This is a genomic window from Ruegeria sp. AB8 (genome assembly GCF_056542605.1).
Genome location: NZ_JBQGAB010000001.1, coordinates 262,535 through 282,769, shown reverse-complemented (window position 1 = coordinate 282,769; position 20,235 = coordinate 262,535). Strand labels below are relative to the sequence as shown.

Annotated in this window: 15 protein-coding genes; 10 read left to right on the top strand and 5 right to left on the bottom strand. The window is 58.2% G+C overall.

The genetic code is table 11. The features are described 5' to 3' along the window. Positions 1-51 precede the first annotated feature (51 nt). From ACR0CG_RS01365 to ACR0CG_RS01350, 4 genes are all read left to right on the top strand, one after another. Complete coding sequence (locus ACR0CG_RS01365) at positions 52-3,432, top strand: YhdP family protein (RefSeq protein WP_480522494.1); 3,381 nt, start codon at positions 52-54, stop codon at positions 3,430-3,432. 44 nt (positions 3,433-3,476) lie between these two features. Next, positions 3,477-4,523 carry a tRNA preQ1(34) S-adenosylmethionine ribosyltransferase-isomerase QueA gene (gene queA / locus ACR0CG_RS01360; protein WP_480522634.1) on the top strand — a complete coding sequence of 349 codons (1,047 nt, stop codon included), beginning with the start codon at positions 3,477-3,479 and terminating at the stop codon, positions 4,521-4,523. 112 nt (positions 4,524-4,635) lie between these two features. Continuing rightward, entirely contained in the window at positions 4,636-5,907 is a 1,272-nt protein-coding gene (locus tag ACR0CG_RS01355; RefSeq protein WP_170610327.1) for an MFS transporter, read from the top strand. 108 nt (positions 5,908-6,015) lie between these two features. Then, positions 6,016-6,594 carry a DUF924 family protein gene (locus ACR0CG_RS01350; protein ID WP_170610329.1) on the top strand — a complete coding sequence of 193 codons (579 nt, stop codon included), beginning with the start codon at positions 6,016-6,018 and terminating at the stop codon, positions 6,592-6,594. On the opposite strand, the gene ACR0CG_RS01345 is transcribed toward ACR0CG_RS01350, so the two are convergent. Then, the gene (locus tag ACR0CG_RS01345; protein ID WP_480522493.1) at positions 6,591-7,025 is read right to left on the bottom strand and encodes a hypothetical protein; all 435 of its coding nucleotides are present in this window, start codon (positions 7,023-7,025) and stop codon (positions 6,591-6,593) included. The genes ACR0CG_RS01350 and ACR0CG_RS01345 overlap by 4 nt on opposite strands. Before the next feature lie 215 nt (positions 7,026-7,240). Here ACR0CG_RS01345 and lpdA point away from each other — a divergent pair, with 215 nt between their 5' ends. Beyond that, positions 7,241-8,635: a dihydrolipoyl dehydrogenase gene (gene lpdA, locus ACR0CG_RS01340; RefSeq protein ID WP_170610335.1), complete on the top strand. Its 1,395-nt coding sequence runs from the start codon at positions 7,241-7,243 to the stop codon at positions 8,633-8,635. Positions 8,636-8,772: 137 nt separating this feature from the next. Here lpdA and ACR0CG_RS01335 read toward each other — a convergent pair whose 3' ends face one another. Then, positions 8,773-10,158, bottom strand: a complete 1,386-nt coding sequence (locus ACR0CG_RS01335) for a M20/M25/M40 family metallo-hydrolase (RefSeq protein WP_480522491.1) — start codon at positions 10,156-10,158, stop codon at positions 8,773-8,775. 328 nt (positions 10,159-10,486) lie between these two features. Here ACR0CG_RS01335 and hemA point away from each other — a divergent pair, with 328 nt between their 5' ends. From hemA to ACR0CG_RS01315, 4 genes are all read left to right on the top strand, one after another. After that, positions 10,487-11,710, top strand: a complete 1,224-nt coding sequence (gene hemA, locus ACR0CG_RS01330) for a 5-aminolevulinate synthase (protein WP_480522490.1) — start codon at positions 10,487-10,489, stop codon at positions 11,708-11,710. A 130-nt stretch (positions 11,711-11,840) separates the two neighbouring features. After that, on the top strand, positions 11,841-13,055 hold the full coding sequence (locus ACR0CG_RS01325; protein ID WP_170610344.1) for a helix-turn-helix domain-containing protein: 1,215 nt from the start codon (positions 11,841-11,843) through the stop codon (positions 13,053-13,055). Between the two features lie 71 nt (positions 13,056-13,126). After that, complete coding sequence (ispG, locus tag ACR0CG_RS01320; protein ID WP_480522489.1) at positions 13,127-14,248, top strand: flavodoxin-dependent (E)-4-hydroxy-3-methylbut-2-enyl-diphosphate synthase; 1,122 nt, start codon at positions 13,127-13,129, stop codon at positions 14,246-14,248. A gap of 14 nt (positions 14,249-14,262) precedes the next feature. After that, the gene (locus tag ACR0CG_RS01315) at positions 14,263-15,111 is read left to right on the top strand and encodes an SDR family NAD(P)-dependent oxidoreductase (protein ID WP_480522488.1); all 849 of its coding nucleotides are present in this window, start codon (positions 14,263-14,265) and stop codon (positions 15,109-15,111) included. Between the two features lie 152 nt (positions 15,112-15,263). Here ACR0CG_RS01315 and ACR0CG_RS01310 read toward each other — a convergent pair whose 3' ends face one another. From ACR0CG_RS01310 to ACR0CG_RS01300, 3 genes are all read right to left on the bottom strand, one after another. After that, complete coding sequence (locus ACR0CG_RS01310) at positions 15,264-16,700, bottom strand: arylsulfatase (RefSeq protein ID WP_480522487.1); 1,437 nt, start codon at positions 16,698-16,700, stop codon at positions 15,264-15,266. A gap of 200 nt (positions 16,701-16,900) precedes the next feature. Then, entirely contained in the window at positions 16,901-17,659 is a 759-nt protein-coding gene (locus ACR0CG_RS01305) for a DsbA family protein (protein ID WP_480522486.1), read from the bottom strand. Then, a complete protein-coding gene (locus ACR0CG_RS01300; RefSeq protein WP_480522485.1) occupies positions 17,656-19,035 on the bottom strand; it encodes a M48 family metalloprotease in 1,380 nt (459 codons plus the stop codon). The genes ACR0CG_RS01305 and ACR0CG_RS01300 overlap by 4 nt, the downstream gene beginning before the upstream one ends. Between ACR0CG_RS01300 and ACR0CG_RS01295 the strand changes: the two genes are divergently transcribed. Further along, positions 19,034-20,197, top strand: coding sequence for a pyridoxal phosphate-dependent aminotransferase (locus ACR0CG_RS01295; RefSeq protein ID WP_480522484.1), 1,164 nt, complete (start codon positions 19,034-19,036; stop codon positions 20,195-20,197). The genes ACR0CG_RS01300 and ACR0CG_RS01295 overlap by 2 nt on opposite strands. Positions 20,198-20,235: the final 38 nt, after the last annotated feature.

Below are 20,235 nucleotides of genomic sequence, written 5' to 3'. Positions count from 1 at the left end.
CAAGTTCGGTTTAGCGGACTATAGGGCGGCACGAGCAGGTTGAAAGGTGTAGTGAACGCTTTGACGGAAAACGAAGAACAGCAGACCGGAGAGGCCAGCCAGCCTCCACGCCGGCGGTCACGTCGCCGCGCCGCCAGCCTTTGGGCGATGCGGGGTGTCGCGCTGTTGGTTCTGTTGGGTCTTTTCACCGGATTCATGGTTCTGGGCCAGACGATGCATGCGCCCGCCTGGCTGCGCGACCGGGTCGAAGAACGTCTGGAGAGGACGCTGGGCGGGCTGCAGATCCGCTTTGGGGATGTCACTTTCGTTATCCACGAAGGGTGGCGACCCAGATTGCGGCTGAGCGACGTAAGTATCAGCGATGCGGCAGGTCAGCAAATCGCACAGGTTTCTGACTTGCAAGCCAGCCTGGCGATGCGCCCCCTGTTGCGCGGTAACGTGCGGCCCAAGCGTATCATGCTCAGCGGTGCCCAGATCGACCTGACCCGGGGGCTGGACGGTGCGCTGACACTGACCGTCGGCTCCGGCAGCGCGCCGGTTCAAGAGGCGCCCGATCTGGCGCAGCTGATCGAGGAAGCCGACGAGATATTCCTGTCGCCGCTCCTGTCCGCTCTGACGTCGGTGGAACTGGATGCGATCACTCTGGGCTACCAGGATTTGCGCCTGGGCCGGTCCTGGGTTCTGGACGGGGGCCACATTCAGGCCATTCGCAGCGCGGGAAAGATGCGGCTTGCCACCGGGTTTTCGGTACTGACCGGGCGCGATTACGCCAGCACGATCGAGGCAAATTACACAAGTACACTGGGTTCGCCGCAGGCCAGTTTCGGCATTTCCATTACTGATCTGCCCTCCGAGGATATTGCCGGACAAAGTCTGGCACTGTCGTGGTTGCAGGTGCTCAAGACCGCGATCTCTGGCGCGTTGCGCGGCAGTTTCGATACCGAAGGTGCTTTGGGTCCGGTGTTTGCGACGCTGAACCTTGGGGCGGGTGCTGTGCAGCCTACAGCGGATATCAAACCGATCCCGTTTGAAGCCGCGCGCACTTATTTCACCTACGATCCCAAAGGCCAGACGCTGGATTTCAACGAGGTGTCAATCGAGTCGGCATGGGGGTCCGTACATGCCGACGGCAAGGCGTTTTTGCACGGTCTGGAAAATAATGTGCTTGAAAGCCTGTCATCGCAGCTAAGGCTGAGTGCCATCCGGATCAACCCGGCCAATTTGTTTCCCAAGACGCTCGAACTGTCGCGTGCCGAGCTTGATTTCCAGATGAAGCTTGCCCCATTTCGCCTGCGACTTGGCCAGATGGTGATTGAGGATGGCAGCCACCGTTTGCTTGCGTCGGGGCGGCTGGAAGGTCTGACCGATGGCTGGGCCGGTGGGCTGGATGCTCATCTGGATAAAATGCCGTCCGACGATCTTTTGAACTATTGGCCCGAGCGTCTGGCGCCCAAACCCAGGAAATGGGTCTCCGAGAACGTTTACCAAGGCAATCTTTCGAACGTGGATTTTGCTTTGCGGCTAAAACCGGGAGTTAAGCCCGATATCTATCTGGACTTCGGGTTCAGTGAAACGACTGTCCGATTTGCAAAAACGTTGCCTCCGGTCCAGGACGCACACGGGCAGGCAAGCCTGCTGAGCGACCGGTTCACCGTGACCGCGCAAAGCGGGGTCGTGATCCCTGACGTAGGTGGGCCCGTGGACGCATCGGGCACGTCCTTCATTATTCCTGATACAGGTATCAAGAAGTCCTCTCCGGCCATCGCACGTATTCAGGCAAGCGGCAGCACAACGGCGGCCCTGTCACTGCTGGAGCGCCCACCATTGCAACTGATGAGCAAGGCAAATCTGCCGGTTGAACTGGCGGATGGCGACCTGACGGTTGAAGGCACGCTGGCCTTGCCAATGCAAAAGGGGCTGGATTTTGAGGATACCGAGTTTCATTTCACCGGTGAGCTGGGAAACCTGTTCAGCGACCGGCTGGTGCCCGGCTTCACCGTCAGCGCGGACCGTCTGACGCTGACCGGTGATCAGAACGACATTGCCATTGAAGGTTACGGTTTGTTCGGTGCTGTGCCGGTACAGGCGCGCTGGAACCAGCCGATTGGCACCGGCGGTGCGCAGCGCAGCACCTTGAGCGGCCAGATTGAACTCTCACCCCGTCTCATGGATGAACTCAAGGCCGGCCTGCCAAACGGGATGCTGACCGGGCAGGGGACGGCCGATTTCGATTTGGGTATCGGTGGAGGAGAGCCGCCAAGGTTGACGGCGACGTCTGATCTTGTCGGCGTTGGTCTGGCGATACCGGAACTTGGTTGGAGAAAAGCTGACGGAAGCGCGGGCACGATGGATGTCGAAGCGACGCTCGGCGATCAGTTGAAGGTGGATCAGTTGCAGATCGACGCAGCAGGGCTGCGCAGCAAGGCGTCGATTTCGTTCCGCGAAGGGGGGGCGTTCGACCGGGTCAGCTTCAGCTCGTTCGATTTGGGTGATTGGCTGGCCGTGCCTGCCGAACTGATCGCGCGCGGGGCCGGGGCCCCGGACATTCGGGTGCTGGGCGGTGTCATGAACATGGCAAAGGCAACCTTTGGCCAAAGCAGTGGCGGTGGTGGTGCAGGGGCCGGGCCAAGACTGAACGTCGCGCTGGATCGTCTGCAGATCACGGAAGCCGTTGCATTGACCGGTTTCAAAGGCGCGTTTGCAACAACCGGGGGCGTCAACGGTGGTTTCACTGCACAGGTCAATGGCGGGGCAACTGTACAGGGGCAGGTCACGCCGCGCGCGGGGCGCAGCGCCGTCACCCTGAAATCACAGGACGCGGGGGCGGTCCTGCGCTCGGCCGGAGTGATAACGCAGGCGCGTGGCGGAGGATTTGACCTGCAACTTGAGCCGGTAGCAGGTCCCGGAAATTATGACGTGATCCTGAAGATCGTAGATACGCGGATCAAGGATGCGCCAGCCATGGCGGCGCTTCTGAACGCCATCAGCCTGGTGGGGCTGGTAGACGAGATGGCGGGTCAGGGCATTTTCTTTTCGGCAATCGACAGCCGGATGCGGATCACGCCGACAGAGATCAAGGTGCTCAGCGGTAGCGCGGTTGGGCCGTCGATGGGCCTTTCTTTTGACGGAAGCATTGATACGGTAACCCAGCGACTGAATTTGCGCGGGGCGATCTCACCCATCTATCTGGTGAATGCCATCGGTAGCGTTTTGACCCGAAAGGGTGAAGGTGTTTTTGGCTTCAACTACACGCTGAAGGGGCCGCTGACGAATCCCAAGGTTTCGGTGAATCCTTTGTCGGGTCTGGCGCCCCTGTTTCTGCGGGACCTGATGCGTGCCCCTGCACCCACCGTGTCGGATGGCCCGAATGCCCAGGCGCCCAAGCCGGATGAACCCAAACGCACCTACGGTTCCCCGCCAAAAGATCATTGAACGCAACTGTGGCCGAATCTATCGCGGCCTTGTATGGCGCGGCCATGAAACTCAGCGATTTTGATTTCCATCTGCCCGAAGACCTGATTGCCACGCGGCCCGCCAGCCCGCGTTCCTCGGCCCGTTTGCTGGTGGCGCAGGGGGATTCAATTTCGGACGGGCATGTGTTCGATCTGCCCGATTGGTTGGAGCCCGGCGACAGGCTGGTGCTGAATGACACGCGCGTGATCCCCGCACGCCTGAACGGACACCGCCATCGCGACAGCGCGCAGGGGCCGGTATCGGCCGCGATCCAGGCGACTTTGCTGGATCCGCAGGCCGATGGCACATGGTCCGCTTTGGTCAAACCGTTGAAGAAGGTGAAGCCGGGTGAGGAAATCCGCTTCTCGGACCAACTGAGCGCGACGCTGGAGACCGTCGCAGACGGACAGGCCTTTTTACGCTTCAACCTGACGGGCCAGGATTTCGATGCGGCGCTTGAACAGGCCGGTGCGATGCCTTTGCCCCCTTACATTGCAGCGAAACGTCCGGCGGACGATCAAGACAAGACCGATTATCAGACGATCTGGGCCAGAAATTCGGGCGCGGTGGCCGCGCCGACCGCGTCGTTGCATTTCGATGAACCCTTGATGCAGGCGCTGGCGGACCGGGGTGTTTCGATCACTCATGTCACTCTGCATGTCGGGGCCGGAACCTTCCTGCCAGTCAAGGTCGAGGATGTCAAAACCCACAAGATGCATGCAGAATGGGGCAGGGTCAGTGCCGAAGCCGCCGCCGATATCCGGACGACCAAAGCCGCGGGCGGGCGGGTCATTCCTGTGGGAACCACTGCATTGCGTCTGATCGAAAGCGCGGCCCGAAATGGCGAGATCGAAGCCTGGGAAGGGGATACGGATATCTTCATTTATCCCGGCTTTCGTTTTAACGTCACAGATGCGCTGATGACCAACTTCCACTTGCCGAAATCCACTTTGTTGATGCTGGTTTCGGCCCTGATGGGACAGGATCGGATGCGCAAGGTCTACGCGAACGCAATCGCCCGGAAGTATCGCTTCTTTTCGTACGGAGACGCGTCGCTTTTAATCCCGTGAATGGCGCGTTCGCTGGATCAGGCGCTGGCAATATCATAGACAAGCACGATCAGAGTGTTTTTTGATCTGACTGCGGTGCGGACAGATAGATTGGCAATTTTCGGAGGCCCCGATGCTTCAGGTTCTTTCCAGCGCATGGGCGCTTCTTCTCGGTATGGGGTTGCTGATGATCGGCAACGGCCTGCAGGGTACAATCCTGGGTGTCCGCGGCGAAATCGAAGGGTTCTCGACCCTCGAGATGTCCTTTGTTATGTCGGCATACTTCCTTGGGTTTCTGGGTGGGTCCCGTCTGGCGCCGGAAATGATCCGGCGAGTTGGCCATGTACGTGTTTTTGCGGCGCTGGCCTCGTTCATCTCGGCTGTGATGATCATGTACCCGATGCTGACCGATCCGATCGCCTGGATTCTCGGGCGCGTGGTAATCGGTTTCTGCTTTTCCGGTGTTTATGTGACCGCTGAAAGCTGGCTGAACAACGCGGCCAGCAATGAAAACCGCGGGCAGGCGCTGTCGCTGTATATGATTGTGCAGATGGCGGGGATCATCAGTGCTCAGGCCCTTATGCTGGTCGGCGACCCGGCAGGCTATGAGACATTCGTGATCGCATCGATCCTTGTTTCGGTCTCCTTTGCGCCCATCTTGCTGTCGATTTCACCGACCCCGGCATTTGACACCGCCAAACCCATGACGTTGCTTCAGCTAATGGGGATATCACCCCTGGGCTGCGTGGGCATGTTCCTGCTGGGTGGCGTCTTTTCAGCTCAGTTCGGCATGGCCGCCGTTTACGGCGCGCGGGCAGGGCTTTCGCTGGTCGAAATCTCGACCTTTGTCGCCTCGTTTTATATCGGCGCGATGGTACTGCAATACCCGTTGGGTTGGTTTTCCGACCGTATGGACCGGCGTGTGCTGATCCTTGTCGTCGCAACGCTGGGTGGCTGCGGGTCAACAGTGGCCATGCTTTTCGGCGTATCGTTTCCAATCCTTCTGGGCGCGGCCTTCCTGATCGGCGGAATGTCCAACCCGCTATATTCCCTGCTGATTGCCCACACGAACGACTTCTTGGACCACGATGACATGCCCGCCGCATCCGGCGGTCTTGTATTCATCAACGGGCTTGGAGCAATTGCAGGCCCGCTGATCACCGGTTGGCTGATGGGTGATGCGATCTTCGGGCCACCGGGCTTTTTTCTGTTTATTGCCGCACTGTTATTCGTGATGGCCTTCTATTCGCTATACCGTATGACACAGCGCGCTTCTGTACCGGTCGACGAAACTGGCACCATGTCGACCCTTTACCCGACGGCTTCGCCTGTGGCGTTTGAATTGGCGCAGGAGGTTGCCATCGAAGCCGCCGAAGCCGAGCAGGCTGAGCGGGTTGATGCCTAGGACACAGATTTATGTCGCAAGTGTTGCAATATGTTACTGTAACACTTCTGTAAAACGGCCTTAAATGACGTTACGTCCCTGGGGAGGACAATGCACGGAGTGACGGCAATGGTTACGCCTGAAGAAGTATTGAGTTTTTGGTTAGATGAAGTTGGCCCCGAAGGATGGTATATTCAGGATGACGCGCTGGACGCGAAAATCCGGGACAAGTTCTTAAAAACCTGGGAAGCCGCGAAAGAGGGCAAGTTTTCTCTTTGGCTCACCTATCCCAGCGGTGCTTTGGCCTACATCATTTTGACGGACCAGTTCCCGCGAAACATGTTCCGGGGCTCTGGAAAGGCATTCTCGACGGATCGTGCAGCGCTGGCGGCTGCGAAATGTTCGGTCGACAAAGGCTGGGATTTGAAGATTGATGAACCCGCCCGGCAGTTCTTTTATCTTCCGATGATGCATTCGGAAAATCTGTGTGATCAGGAACGGTGTGTACGCCTGATTTGTCAGAACCTCAGCGAATGCAATCCGGGCAACCTGTTGCACGCGCGCGCGCATCGCGAAGTAATCCGCAAGTTCGGTCGCTTTCCCTATCGCAACGAAGCGTTGTCGCGGCAGATGACGGAACATGAGGCTGCTTATGTAAGCAAAGGTGGCTACGGGTCCACCGTTCGCGAATTGCAGGCCGCAAGCTAGGACGCAGGTTTACACTCACGGATCGCGATGACTCTGTCGGCGATAGCGTCGGCAGATGTATGGATTGCATTGTTGATCAACTCGTCCGGGGACTCTGACAGATCAGTGAAGCGCTCCTGAACCGATTGCAGACGATCCTGTGTTTCTTGCAAACGATCCAGTGCGGTTGTCACGCGTAGTTTTACAGCGCTATCCAGAACGTCACCATTTACCTGGATCAGTGTCAGTTCATCCCTCAACCCCTTGATCTCATCCCTGATGCCTTGTGCCTGTTCCTGCAGGGGGGCCACGACCTGCAGCTTTTCAGCAAACCCGGTTGTTATCCCCTCAAGGGTCGAAGCCAGTTTCCATCCCAAAAACAGGCACAGCGCCAGCAGAAGCAAAGTCGCGTTCAGCAGGGCAAGTACAAGATCTTTAAGCGTTTTGGCCATGAGTCATCTTTCAGTTGAAGCTTGATCAGAAAAGGCCGGAGAACTCCGCCGTTTTTGTTCTAACGCCCGTTCTTCCGTCGGTATAGGCAGAAATCCGCGTCTTTCGATTTGGATGACCTTGCGTCGCTTTTGTCGCGGAGACGGCATATTGATGCATTGCGGGGAATAGTTTAATGGTAAACTAATTTTCAATCGACCTGCGCCGAGAGGAACACATGGCAGCACAATCTTTTGATCTGATCGTAATCGGTGCCGGTCCCGGCGGATATGTCGCTGCCATTCGCGGCGCACAGCTGGGTCTGAAAACCGCTGTTGTCGAACGTGAACATTTGGGGGGCATCTGCCTGAACTGGGGATGTATCCCGACAAAGGCGCTGCTACGGTCTTCCGAAGTTTTCCATCTGATGGAACGCGCGAAGGATTTCGGCCTGAGCGCGGATAAGGTCGGCTATGACCTCGACGCGGTCGTCAAACGCTCGCGCGGCGTTGCAGCCCAACTGTCGGGCGGAATTGGACATCTTCTGAAGAAAAACAAAGTCACCGTCGTGATGGGTGAGGCAACAATCCCTGCCAAAGGGAAAGTCAGCGTCAAAACCGACAAGGGGACCGAGGAACTGACCGCCAAGAATATCGTCCTGGCCACCGGTGCCCGTGCGCGCGAACTGCCGGGCCTCGAGGCCGACGGCGATCTGGTCTGGACATACAAGCATGCGCTGCAACCACCGCGGATGCCGAAAAAGTTGCTGGTCATTGGTTCCGGCGCAATTGGCATCGAATTTGCCAGCTTCTACAACACGTTGGGTGCCGACACGACCGTAGTTGAAGTCATGGATCGGGTTCTGCCGGTTGAAGACGCGGAAATCAGCGGTCTGGCGAAGAAGGCATTTACCAAGCAGGGCATGAAGATCATGGAAAAAGCCATGGTCAAGCAACTGGATCGCGCCAAGGGTAAAGTCACGGCCCATATCGAGGTCAAGGGCAAGGTCGAAAAGCACGATTTTGATACCGTGATTTCTGCCGTGGGCATTGTCGGAAATGTTGAAGGCCTGGGGCTCGAGGCGCTGGGCGTCAAAATTGACCGAACCCATGTTGTGACGGACGAATACTGTCGCACCGGAGTCGATGGTCTTTATGCGATTGGTGATATCGCCGGTGCGCCCTGGCTGGCGCACAAGGCCAGTCACGAAGGTGTCATGGTCGCAGACTTGATCGCAGGTCAGCACGCACACCCGGTGAAACCTGAGAGCATTGCGGGATGCACCTATTGCCAGCCGCAGGTTGCATCTGTCGGCTATTCTGAAGCCAAGGCAAAGGAACTTGGGTATGACGTAAAAGTCGGCCGCTTCCCCTTCATCGGTAACGGTAAAGCCATCGCTTTGGGTGAACCGGAAGGTCTGATCAAGACCGTCTTCGACGCCAAAACGGGCGAACTGTTGGGGGCTCATATGATCGGCGCGGAAGTTACCGAACTGATCCAGGGCTATGTTGTGGGGCGTCAACTGGAGACCACGGAAGAAGATTTGATGAACACGGTCTTCCCGCATCCGACCCTGTCAGAGATGATGCATGAGAGCGTTCTCGATGCCTATGGGCGCGTAATCCACATGTAGCGCATCAGGGGGCGCTGCCCCCGCCGCCCTATGGGCGACTCCCCGGGGATATTTTTGAGCCAGATGAATGAAGGATCCCCAGTTCATCTGGCCCCAAATATCCCGGAGCGCGAGGCAGAGCCTCGCCTAAAACCGGTTCAGCGGGTCAGGGCGTCAAGAATACGGGCCCATGAGCGGATGCCTTTGTGAAAGCTTTTCACGTCGTATTTTTCATTCGGTGAGTGAATAGCATCATCGTCATTGGCATACCCGACCAGCATCGAATCTAATCCTAGAACCGTGTTGAAATAGCCAACCACAGGGATCGATCCGCCCATGCCGGTGAAGACCGCTTCGCGATCCCATTCATCCGAAAGCGCGCCGCGCGCCGCTTCGAATTCAGGGCGGTCAAGGTTCATGACCGAAGCAGGGGATCCCTCCAGATCGCTGTCCCAGATAACTTTGGCATCGGGTGACAGGCGGTCTTCGACATGTTTGCGGATTTTGTTGCGCAACGCGTCAGGGTCCATGTCGCCCACCAGACGGCAGGTGATTTTGCAATGCGCCTCGGACGGGATAACGGTTTTCGATCCCGCGCCGTTGTAGCCCCCCCACAACCCGTTCACCTCAAGCGTGGGGCGCGCCCATTGCTGTTCCAGCGTGGAATAATCCTTTTCACCGTGCGGCTGTGTGTACCCGACCGAGTTCAGGTATTCGGCTTCGTCAAATCCGCAGCCCTCCCATTGGCGTAACTGATCGGCGGGAACTTCGTGGACGCCCTCATAGAAGCCATCAACCGAAACGCGTCCAGTTTCATCGTCATAGAAAGAGGCGACGATTTTCGACAACTCCCGCAAAGGATTCAGGCCCGGGCCGCCATAGTGGCCCGAGTGCAGATCGATGCGGGGGCCGACGACGGTGAATTCGTCTTTCAGCATTCCGCGCAACCGCGATGCAATCGAAGGCACACCGCGAGATACCATGGAAGTGTCGCAAACCAGGGCCAGGTCAGCCTGCAATTCCTTTTTGTTGGCCTCAAGGAACGGCACCAGCGATGGCGATCCAGACTCCTCTTCACCCTCGAAAAAGAACGTTATGCGGCAGGGCAGTTTCCCGTGAACCGCTTTCCAGGCGCGGCAAGCTTCGACAAAGGTCATCAACTGGCCCTTGTCGTCCGAAGAGCCGCGCCCGCGAATGACCTGACCATGTTCGGTGTCTTCCAGCGCCGGGTCGAAGGGATCGCGGTTCCAGAGGTTTAGCGGGTCGACCGGCTGCACATCATAGTGACCATAGAAAAGAACATGCGGGGCGTCATTGTCGTCACCAACATGACCGACAACCATGGGGTGACCAGGTGTCACGCGTTTTTCGGCGTCGATACCGATACTTTGCAGGTCGGATACCAGCCAGTCTGCCGCCTGATCGACCTTTTCCTTGAAGGCCGGGTCTGTCGAGATCGAAGGGATGCGAAGAAACTCCATCAGACGGTCGATAGAAGTGGTCAGATCGTCGTCGATCCTGCTCAGAACAGCGTCAAGCGACATTGCTTTCTCCTGAATGGTTGTGAATTTGCGCGGAGCCTATCAGCGCTGGCCGCGCCGTCCAGTGTGTATCGACGGGAATTTGGTCTATACTGATGAAATCGAAGCGCCAAACACGGCGGCCTGCGTCGTTTCCTCGCGTCTGATGGCCGTAACTTTACTTGTCTGCCGTTGTGATAGGGGATAGTTGATGCAAATCAAAGTGGCCCGCCCCGCAACACGGTTAGGCAGACGGGGTAGGGAACCTGGCCGCTATGGCCTGAAAAGGTGCCAGTTGATAAAGTAAGTTACCCGGTTGTGGACGACCAGATCGGGGTGCAAGGAGAGACCGGTGGATTATACAGCTCAGCTCGATTCAGCGATTGCCAAGCTACATGAAGAAGGGCGCTACCGGACCTTTATCGACATTGAGCGTCGCAAGGGCCATTTTCCACATGCTGTACGCACTTGCCCGGATGGCTCGCAGCAAAACATCACTGTTTGGTGCGGCAACGATTATCTGGGGATGGGTCAGCACCCGGTTGTTCTGGACGCCATGCACGAGGCGGTGGATGCCGCCGGAGCAGGCTCGGGCGGAACACGCAACATTTCAGGCACGACGGTCTACCACAAACGGCTGGAAGCTGAATTGGCTGACCTGCACGGCAAGGAAGCCGCGCTGCTGTTTACCAGTGCTTATATCGCCAACGATGCGACGCTCAGCACGCTGCCGAAACTGTTCCCCGGTCTGATCATCTATTCCGATGCGCTGAACCATGCCTCGATGATCGAAGGCGTGCGCCGCAACGGCGGGGCCAAGCGGATCTTCCGTCACAACGACGTCGCACATCTGCGCGAGCTGTTGGAGGCTGACGACCCGGCCGCGCCCAAGCTGATTGCGTTCGAATCCGTTTATTCAATGGACGGCGATTTTGGCCCCATCGAAGAAATCTGCGATCTGGCCGATGAATTCGGCGCGCTGACCTACGTCGACGAAGTGCACGCGGTTGGCATGTACGGCCCGCGCGGCGGGGGCGTAACCGAACGTGATCGCCTGGCGCATCGCATCGATATTATCAATGGAACGCTCGCCAAGGCTTATGGTGTGATGGGTGGGTATATCGCCGCCAGCGCAAAAATGTGCGATGCCGTGCGTTCTTATGCGCCGGGCTTCATCTTCACAACCTCTCTGCCGCCTGCGGTTGCAGCCGGGGCGGCAGCGTCGGTTGCTTACCTGAAGCGGGCGCCCGAACTGCGCGAGCAGCATCAGACGCAGGCAAGTATCCTCAAGCTGCGGCTTAAGGGGCTTGGTCTGCCATTGATCGATCACGGCAGTCACATTGTTCCGGTGATTGTCGGAAATCCGGTGCACACGAAAAAGCTGAGCGATATGCTGTTGGACGATTACGGCATTTATGTGCAGCCAATCAATTTCCCAACTGTACCCCGTGGAACCGAGCGTCTGCGGTTTACCCCTTCTCCAGTGCATGGTCCGAACGAAATGGACCGCCTTGTACACGCTATGGACGAACTTTGGTCACATTGTGCGCTAAATCGCGCCGAACTTGCGGGTTAATCTAACACCAAAGTGTGCAACGTGTTTGACGCGTGTTAAGCTAACGGCAACAAAAGCATCGGACGAATCGTTTTGGGGATGATTCGCCGTTAGCGTGAAACACACGCGAAGGCAGAATGGGGCAGCAGGAATGATTGGGCGCAGATCTCAGCGCGATTCCGAACAGGATACCGACGTCAGACCGAAGGGTTTTGACGACTACGAGGTTCGGCTGGGTGATGTGATGCGTGGCGAACGCGCCACAATGGGCAAGTCGCTTCTGGATGTTCAGCGCGAGTTGCGGATCAAAGCCAACTACATCGCCGCGATAGAAAACGCCGACCCTGACGCCTTCGACACGCCCGGCTTTATCGCCGGGTATGTGCGTTCTTACGCGCGTTATCTGGGTATGAACCCGGATGATACCTTCGCCGCGTTCTGCCAGGAAAGCGGGTTCGAGGTTGCGCACGGCATGTCGGCCGAAGCTTCGGTCATCCGCAAGGGTACAGGCAATCTGCCATCCCGGGGACCGATGGGCCGTGACCCGTTTATTTCTCCGAACACACCGTATCTGCCCGGCAGGGAATCGTTCGTAAGTCAGATCGAGCCGCGTGCCATAGGATCTTCACTGGTTCTTGTGGCTGTCATCTGCGGCATTGGATATGGCGGCTGGTCGGTTCTGAATAGGATTCAGCAGGTTCAGGTCAGCCCGGTCGAACAGGCACCGGTTGTTCTGTCAGACCTTGATCCCTTGGATGCCGCGCGTTCGAAAGAAGATGTTCAGGAAGTGGCGGCACTGGAGACACCCAGCGCCGAGGCACTGGACCGCCTTTATCGCCCGCAGGCTTTGGACGTTCCGGTTCTGGTCGCGCGTGACGCACCGATTTCGACCCTTGATCCGCGGGAAGTGGGCGCCTTCCGGCCGCCGGAGCTGCCCGAAATTCAGCTGGCCGAAGTTCACACTGTCGAACGCCCCGCGCTGCCGCAGGTGGTCGAACAGATCGACACCACCCTCAAGATCGTAGCTGTGAACCCATCCTGGATGCGGATCACGGCGGCGGATGGCAGCATTCTGTTCGAAGGGACGCTGGGCACGGTCGAAAAAGGCAGTACATTCGAAGTGCCGCTGACCGAAGAACCGCCTCAATTGCGGGCAGGGGCATCGGGCGCGGTTTACTTCTCGATGAACGGTGAACACTTCGGGCCTGTTGGGGCACCCGGTACAGTCACCAAGGGTGTCGTGCTGTCGAAAGACGCGGTGGCAGAGCGGTTCCAGGTTGCCGACCTTGAGGCAGAACAGAACAGTGCGCTCAAACAACTGGTAGCCGAGTTGCAGACACAGGCGGCGGAAACTCCGTCCGAGTGATCTTGCCATTGCGATAGTGCTGTTGCCAGACTATCTAAAGTCGCAACTCTGGCTGTTCTGGACCCGTCCTCATGTCGCTCAATCACGTTCGTCCGTGGCGTAACATCTACCGCCGCAAATCCCGTCAGATCATGGTCGGAGATGTCGCCATAGGTGGTGATGCACCGATCGCGGTTCAGACGATGACGAACACCTTGACAACGGATGTGGCGGCCACTGTGGCACAGGTGCAAGCCGCAGCCGAGGCCGGCGCGGACATCGTGCGGGTGTCGGTCCCGGACGAGGCGTCATCGAAAGCACTGAAAGAGATCGTGCGCGAAAGCCCAGTACCGATTGTGGCCGATATCCACTTTCATTACCGCCGCGGCATCGAAGCCGCCGAAGCCGGCGCTGCCTGCCTGCGGATCAACCCCGGCAATATCGGCGACGAGAAACGGGTGAAAGAAGTAATCAAGGCCGCGCGCGACCACAATTGTTCGATCCGGATCGGCGTGAACGCAGGTAGCCTGGAAAAGCACCTGCTTGAAAAATACGGCGAGCCGTGCCCCGAGGCGATGGTCGAAAGCGGGCTGGAGCATATCCGCATCCTGCAGGACAATGATTTCCACGATTTCAAGATCAGCGTAAAGGCCAGCGACGTGTTCCTGTCCGCAGCGGCCTATCAGGGCATTGCCGAAGCAACGGACGCCCCGATCCATCTAGGGATCACCGAAGCTGGCGGACTTGTCTCGGGTACAATCAAGTCCGCAATCGGTCTGGGCAACCTGTTGTGGATGGGCATTGGTGACACGATCCGTGTCAGCCTGTCGGCTGACCCGGTCGAAGAGGTGAAGGTAGGATACGAAATCCTAAAATCGCTGGGCCTGCGCCATCGTGGGGTGAACATCATCTCGTGCCCCTCCTGCGCGCGGCAGGGGTTCGACGTGATCAAGACAGTCGAAGCGCTGGAACAGCGTCTTGAACACATCAAGACCCCGATGAGCCTTTCCATCATCGGCTGTGTCGTGAACGGCCCCGGTGAGGCGCTGATGACAGATGTCGGCTTTACCGGCGGCGGGGCAGGCTCGGGCATGGTTTATCTGGCCGGCAAGGCCAGCCATAAGATGTCGAACGATCAGATGATCGACCATATTGTTGAACAGGTCGAGAAGAAGGCGGCTGAGTTGGATGCCGCGCTGGAGGCTGCCGAGTAAACCAGAGGTCAGCGATGTATGAAAAGGCAATTGAACAAGGCGGTGTCGCCGTTGTCACTGGGGCGGCCAGCGGTGTAGGGCGCGTTGCTGCCCTTAGGTTTGCGCAAAGCGGGCTTAGCGTCATTCTGGCGGATTTGCCGGGGGACAAGCTGAACGAGGCCGTGGCAGAGGTCAGTGCCAGCACTGCTGAAGGTGCGCAGGTCATTGGTGTTGCCACCGATGTCTCCAAACAGGAAGACATCGACGCACTGGCCGAAAAGGCCTTTGCAACCGGTCCGGTTGCAGTTCTCATGAACAATGCCGGGGTCGGTCTGCCGACCAAAGCGTGGTCGGAGATGGAGAACTGGCTGAAACTGCTGGAAATCAACTTTCTGGGCGTGTTGCGCGGCGTTCAGGCCTTTCTGCCCCGCATGATCGAGGCGGACCGGCCGGCAGTCGTGATCAATACCGGATCAAAGCAGGGTATCACGACTCCGCCCGGCAATCCCGGCTACAATGTGAGCAAGGCCGCCGTGAAAGTGCTGAGCGAGCAGTTGGCGCATGAGTTGCGCGAGGCGGGCGCACCGATATCGGTACATCTGTTCGTTCCGGGCTTTACCTACACCGGGATGATCGCCGCCTTTCTGCCGGAAAAGCCTGCCGGGGCCTGGACAAGCGAGCAAACAATAGATCATTTCATCCATCGTATGGCGGACGGGGATTTCTACATCCTTTGCCCGGACAATGACGTGGACCAAACCCGCGACGCGCGCCGGATCGCGTGGAATGTCGAGGATATCACCCAGAACCGTCCGCCCTTGTCCCGATGGCACCCCGACTTCGCCGAAGGCTTTGCAAACTTCGAAAAGACCGGGGAAAAGTAAATAAGGCCGCGCGGAGCCATGCCTTTGCGATTGATGATGCAGCGTCGGGCCGAACGCATTGTAGGCGCGACGCCATGCGGAAAAAGCAGCGCCCGAAGATATCTTCGGCCGCTGTCTGCGACGGATGTCAGCTATGCGTACAAGGCCGCCATTCAGTCTTTGGTTGGTTCGTAGGGGTCCGGCGTTCCTGGGGGGATCGGAGGAAATTCCTCGAATGTAGCAAGGTGTTCCTGTAGCTGTGGCAACGCCTTTTCGACTGCCCAAGTGTGCGGGAAGAGCACGCTTTCGCGTTCATGCGGATCATTCAGAAGGTTGTAGACCCTTGGTGTGTCGAAGGACTCCGTCGCTCCAAAAGCCGTAGTGTTCTCTTTGAACAGAACTTTCCAGTCCTTCCATTTTACACCGAATATCTGTTCGCCCATGTAAACGATCACGCCTTCTCGGTTCGATCTCGGCTGGATGCCCAGAAAGAACTCGGACTGGTCGATGCCATCAAATGCCCGGTCCTCTGGTACTTTGCCGCCTGAGAATGCCGCCAGTGTTGGATAAAGGTCCATCGAGTGGACAACGTCATTGCTTTCTGAACCAGCGGGAATCTTCCCCGGCCACTTGATTGCGAAGGGCACGCGCATGCTTCCCTCGAGGCTGGTGAACAGAGTGCCCCGCCAAGGCCCCGCAGTACCATGTACCGCAGGAACCGGCGAGACATTGGCGTTTCCAACCGGAAGAGCTTCAGGGCCGTTGTCAGCAGTAAATATCACCACGGTGTCGTCGGAAACACCTGCCGCCTCGATCGCATCAACGATGCGCCCTATATAGGTATCTGTTTGAAGTAGAATGTCGGCCCAGACACCGTTTCCAGTGGTCCCTTCAAATTCTTTGGACACGATGTTTGGATAATGGGTCTGCGTGTAAGCAAGATAGATGAAGAAGGGTGCATCTTCCACACTCTTGGCTTTGATGAAATCGATGGCCTTGATTGTCAGGTCGCCATCTATCTCGCCGCGATAGTCCAAGTCATAGGCCCGCGCAACGGTTGCCGGTTCGCCCGCAATTCCCTGCATGACAACAGGCTCTTCCATGTTGGCATCGGCAAAGCCCGCAAGCGAACGCCAGACCGTGACGTCCGTGGTTTCAACACCATAAAACTCGTCGAAGCCTTGGCTCGTCGGAAAGCGGCCTTCGGTCCAGCCTAGGTGCCACTTGCCGTACATGGCCGTGTTATACCCTGCTTCCTTAAGCATCTCGGCCATTGTGATTTCCCACTGGGTCAGACCGTAAACGCCACCTCCAAGTGGGACTGTATGGTTGCCACTCCGAATGCCGTAACGACCGGTCATAGTCGCTGCACGGGAAGGAGTGCACTGACTTTCCACGTTGAAGTTCGTAAGCCTAAAGCCCTCAGCGGCCAGAGCGTCCATTTCCGGGGTGGCGGTGCCACGAATTATCCCGCCGCCGTTGAACCCTGGCTCACCCCATCCAAAGTTATCGAGAAATATAAAGACAATATTGGGCTTGTCCTGAGCCGAGACGACAGTGCCCATTAGAAGAGATAGCAACAGTAGGAATGTTCGCGAAAACCGCTTCATGACGACGCTCCAAACAAATATCATTCGTTCGAGACTGGCGAAAAAGGGTGCCTGCGGTCAAGAATGACCGTCAGTTTCGGGCTCGAAGCAGCAATTGCGCTTCGAGCCTTCAAGGTTCTCACATGCACCATTTACCGCAAAGGTCTGGCGTGCGAAGCGGCCTATTTTTCAAGGAACATCAAAGGGTGATCCCGGAATCGTTATCCTTGTTCGGCCCGAACACCGTCCGCAATCTGTTGCATCTGGTCGGCAGGCAGGTAGCCGCGCAGAAGTTCAGTACCCAGCACGAACGACGGGGTGCCGGAAATCCGCATGCGTTGCGCCAGTTCTCGGGTTTGGGCGATCTCTTTGGAAACCGCGTCACTGTCCATGGCGGCGATGATGTCGTCGGTTTCAAGACCCAGACCATCCGAGAGACGACGCAGCGTGACTTCGTTGGGTTCGCCTGTGAATTCAAGCAGTGCATCGTGCACCTGCTTGTAGGCATCTGAACCTGCGACATGTTTGGTCGCCACGGCAAAGCGCGACGATATCATCGAAGCTTCGCCAAGGATTGGGAACTCCTTGATGATCAGCCGGATGTTCCCGTCTTCCGCCAGCAGAGCATCCACTTCGGGAACCGCACGGCGGCAATATCCGCAGCGATAGTCCATGAACTCGACCAGAGTGATGTCGCCATCGGGGTTTCCGCCCACCCAGCTATAGCCGTCATTGAACAGGTCCTCGGCATTGGCTGCGACCAGTTCCTGGTCAGCCACGGCCTCGGCGGCGGCGTTGCGCTGCTCCAGAATGTTGATCGCCTCGAGGATCACCTCGGGGTTTTGCAGCAGGTATTCGCGAACCTGTGTACCGAACTCGGCCTTTTCGGCGTCGCTCATGTCGTTCAGGTCCAGCGCCTGCACCGGTCCGGTGATCAGGGAAAGCCCAACAAGGGCCGTGGCTGCATGTCTGAGGATCATCTGCGTTTCCTTTTCTTTTCTACCTGTTCCGAGGCTATCAGCACATCCTGCGCCCTTTGCCACCCCGGAGACCCTTCGGGCAATTGCCTTATGGCCCGTTTTGCGTGGATGCCTGCATCGGCCATGCGACCTTGCAGGGCGTATCGTTCCGCTGTCACAACCGCGGCCATTCCGTTGTTGCCGACCTGAGAATAGGCAACCCCCAGATCCTGCATCAGCCGACCGTTTCGATAATCGCGCGCGCGGGCTTTTTCAAGCGCTTGCAGGGCGTTCTCGGTTTGCCCTTGCGCCAGCAGCGCACGCCCGTACCCGGCGAGGATAAGCGAGTCGTTCGGGGCCATTTCAACAGCACGGCCGTAGGCGGCAACAGCCTGATCCATCTGCCTGTTTTCCAGCAATATCTGCCCCTTGAGTTCGTAGTAGTACGGATCGTCCGGGCGAATGGCCAGTGCCCCGTCAATCGCCGCGCGGGCGGCCGCAAGATCTCGGTTCTGGTGGTGCGCTGCTGCCTGGCGCATCAGGCGAATATCCTCCGCGCTTTCCTCGCGCGCGCGTCGCATTGTCCAGGCAGGCGTTCGCAGAAACGCAGACAGCTTGCCCTTGACCCGGGCAAACCAGTAGTCGGCATTGGCGTTGTGGGTCGAGTTGTCTCCGAACTCGTCAAGAAACGCCTCGGCCGCGCGCAGGCGTTCCCGGCTGGTGGGGTGCGACCGTGTATAGGGATCCTGATTTGCCTCGCTCAGCAGTTCCTGGCCTGCAAACTTGCGATGCAGGGCCACCATGCCTTTTGGTGAAATGCCCGCCCATCGCAGATAACCTGCCGCACTGCGATCTGCCGATGCCTCTTCGGCGCGTGTATGCCCCAGAAAGCTGCGCAGGGCTGATCCGGATGTCCCGGCAGCGATGCCGCCGGCTGCTTCGCCACCGCCCGCCGCGGCGACAATCAGCGCCAAAGCGGTTCCCAGAGAAGCATTGCGCTTTGCGGCGCGCAGGTTTTCCACACGTCTGGCCAGATGGCCATTTGCGATATGTGCGGCCTCATGCGCGATGACAGCCTGCAGCATCTCGGGGCTGTCGACAGTCAGGATCAGCCCGTAGTTCACGTAGATGGCGTTGTAATCGATGACGAAGGCGTTGAACGTCTTGTCGTGGACGACCAGAATCCGCACCCTGTTCGTGTTCAGTCCAGCAGCCCGCAGCACCGGAAAAGCCAGTTCCCGCAATCCGTGTTCGATGTCAGGATCGCGGATCAGGCCCTGTGCCTTGGCGGGAACAGCGCCGGTTATCCATGTCACCGCAATCAGCAACATGGCCGGGATTGACGCCAGCCTGGATACGCGTTCAAAAGCCATGGCCGCAACATGGGAGATGGCCATGAGAAACTCAACCCGATCCGGGGTCGATCCCTTCATCGTGATGGATGTGATGGAAGCCGCGCGCCGCGCCGAAGAAGCAGGACGCCATATCATCCACATGGAAGTCGGGCAGCCCGGAACCGGTGCCCCCAAAGGCGCAGTCGAGGCTTTGGCGTCGGCCATGGGTCAGTCGCCGCTGGGCTATACCGTTTCGCTGGGCCTGCCGGCGCTGCGGCAACGGATCGCACAAATGTATGGCGAGTGGTACAATGTCGATCTGAACCCTGACCGGGTGGTGATTACGCCCGGATCTTCCGGTGGGTTTCTGCTGGCGTTCACCGCGCTTTTCGACAGCGGCGATCGGGTCGGTATCGGCGCGCCGGGCTATCCCTCTTACCGGCAGATCCTCAGGGCGCTTGGGCTGGTTCCGGTCGATCTGCCGACCGCGCCGGAAAACCGCCTGCAACCCGTCCCGGCGGATTTCGCGGGGCTTGATCTGCAAGGTTTGATGGTGGCGTCCCCGGCAAACCCGACCGGCACCATGCTGGATCGACCGGCTATGGCTGCGCTGATCGATGCGGCCCACGGACAGAACGCGTCATTCATCAGCGACGAAATCTACCACGGCCTGGAATACGAGGCCAAAGCCGTCACCGCGCTGGAACTGACGGACGAATGCTACGTCATCAACTCGTTCTCCAAGTATTTCTCGATGACCGGCTGGCGCGTCGGATGGATGGTGGTGCCCGAGGACCAGGTGCGCGTGGTCGAGCGGATCTCTCAGAACATGTTTATCTGCGCCCCACACGCCAGCCAGGTCGCGGCGCTGGCCGCGATGGATTGCGAGGACGAATTGCAAGCCAATCTGGACGTCTACCGGCAAAACCGAACCCTCATGCTGGACGGGCTGCCCAAAGCCGGATTTACCAATATCGCACCGCCGGACGGCGCTTTCTACGTTTATGCCGATGTATCGGACCTGACGCAGGACAGCCGCGCCTTTGCGGCTGAGATTTTGGAACAAGCCGGTGTGGCGGTGACGCCGGGGCTGGATTTCGATCCCGAACGCGGCCACAAGACCCTTCGATTTTCCTATGCCCGCTCGACGGCGGACATACAGGAAGGGTTGCAGCGGCTGCGCAGCTTCATGGCGGCACGAGGGGCCATCCCGCAGGCAGTGTAACCCGTTCACAAACCGGCGCTGGTACAGTAGGGTCTGCT

Coding starts and splice junctions, on each gene's coding strand:
- queA (WP_480522634.1), top strand. CDS start 3,477: ATGAAACTCAGCGATTTTGATTTCCATCTGCCCGAAGACCTGATTGCC.
- ACR0CG_RS01355 (WP_170610327.1), top strand. CDS start 4,636: ATGCTTCAGGTTCTTTCCAGCGCATGGGCGCTTCTTCTCGGTATGGGG.
- ACR0CG_RS01350 (WP_170610329.1), top strand. CDS start 6,016: ATGGTTACGCCTGAAGAAGTATTGAGTTTTTGGTTAGATGAAGTTGGC.
- ACR0CG_RS01345 (WP_480522493.1), bottom strand. CDS start 7,025: ATGGCCAAAACGCTTAAAGATCTTGTACTTGCCCTGCTGAACGCGACT.
- lpdA (WP_170610335.1), top strand. CDS start 7,241: ATGGCAGCACAATCTTTTGATCTGATCGTAATCGGTGCCGGTCCCGGC.
- ACR0CG_RS01335 (WP_480522491.1), bottom strand. CDS start 10,158: ATGTCGCTTGACGCTGTTCTGAGCAGGATCGACGACGATCTGACCACT.
- ACR0CG_RS01325 (WP_170610344.1), top strand. CDS start 11,841: ATGATTGGGCGCAGATCTCAGCGCGATTCCGAACAGGATACCGACGTC.
- ispG (WP_480522489.1), top strand. CDS start 13,127: ATGTCGCTCAATCACGTTCGTCCGTGGCGTAACATCTACCGCCGCAAA.
- ACR0CG_RS01315 (WP_480522488.1), top strand. CDS start 14,263: ATGTATGAAAAGGCAATTGAACAAGGCGGTGTCGCCGTTGTCACTGGG.
- ACR0CG_RS01310 (WP_480522487.1), bottom strand. CDS start 16,700: ATGAAGCGGTTTTCGCGAACATTCCTACTGTTGCTATCTCTTCTAATG.
- ACR0CG_RS01305 (WP_480522486.1), bottom strand. CDS start 17,659: ATGATCCTCAGACATGCAGCCACGGCCCTTGTTGGGCTTTCCCTGATC.
- ACR0CG_RS01295 (WP_480522484.1), top strand. CDS start 19,034: ATGAGAAACTCAACCCGATCCGGGGTCGATCCCTTCATCGTGATGGAT.
- ACR0CG_RS01300 (WP_480522485.1), bottom strand. CDS start 19,035: ATGGCCATCTCCCATGTTGCGGCCATGGCTTTTGAACGCGTATCCAGG.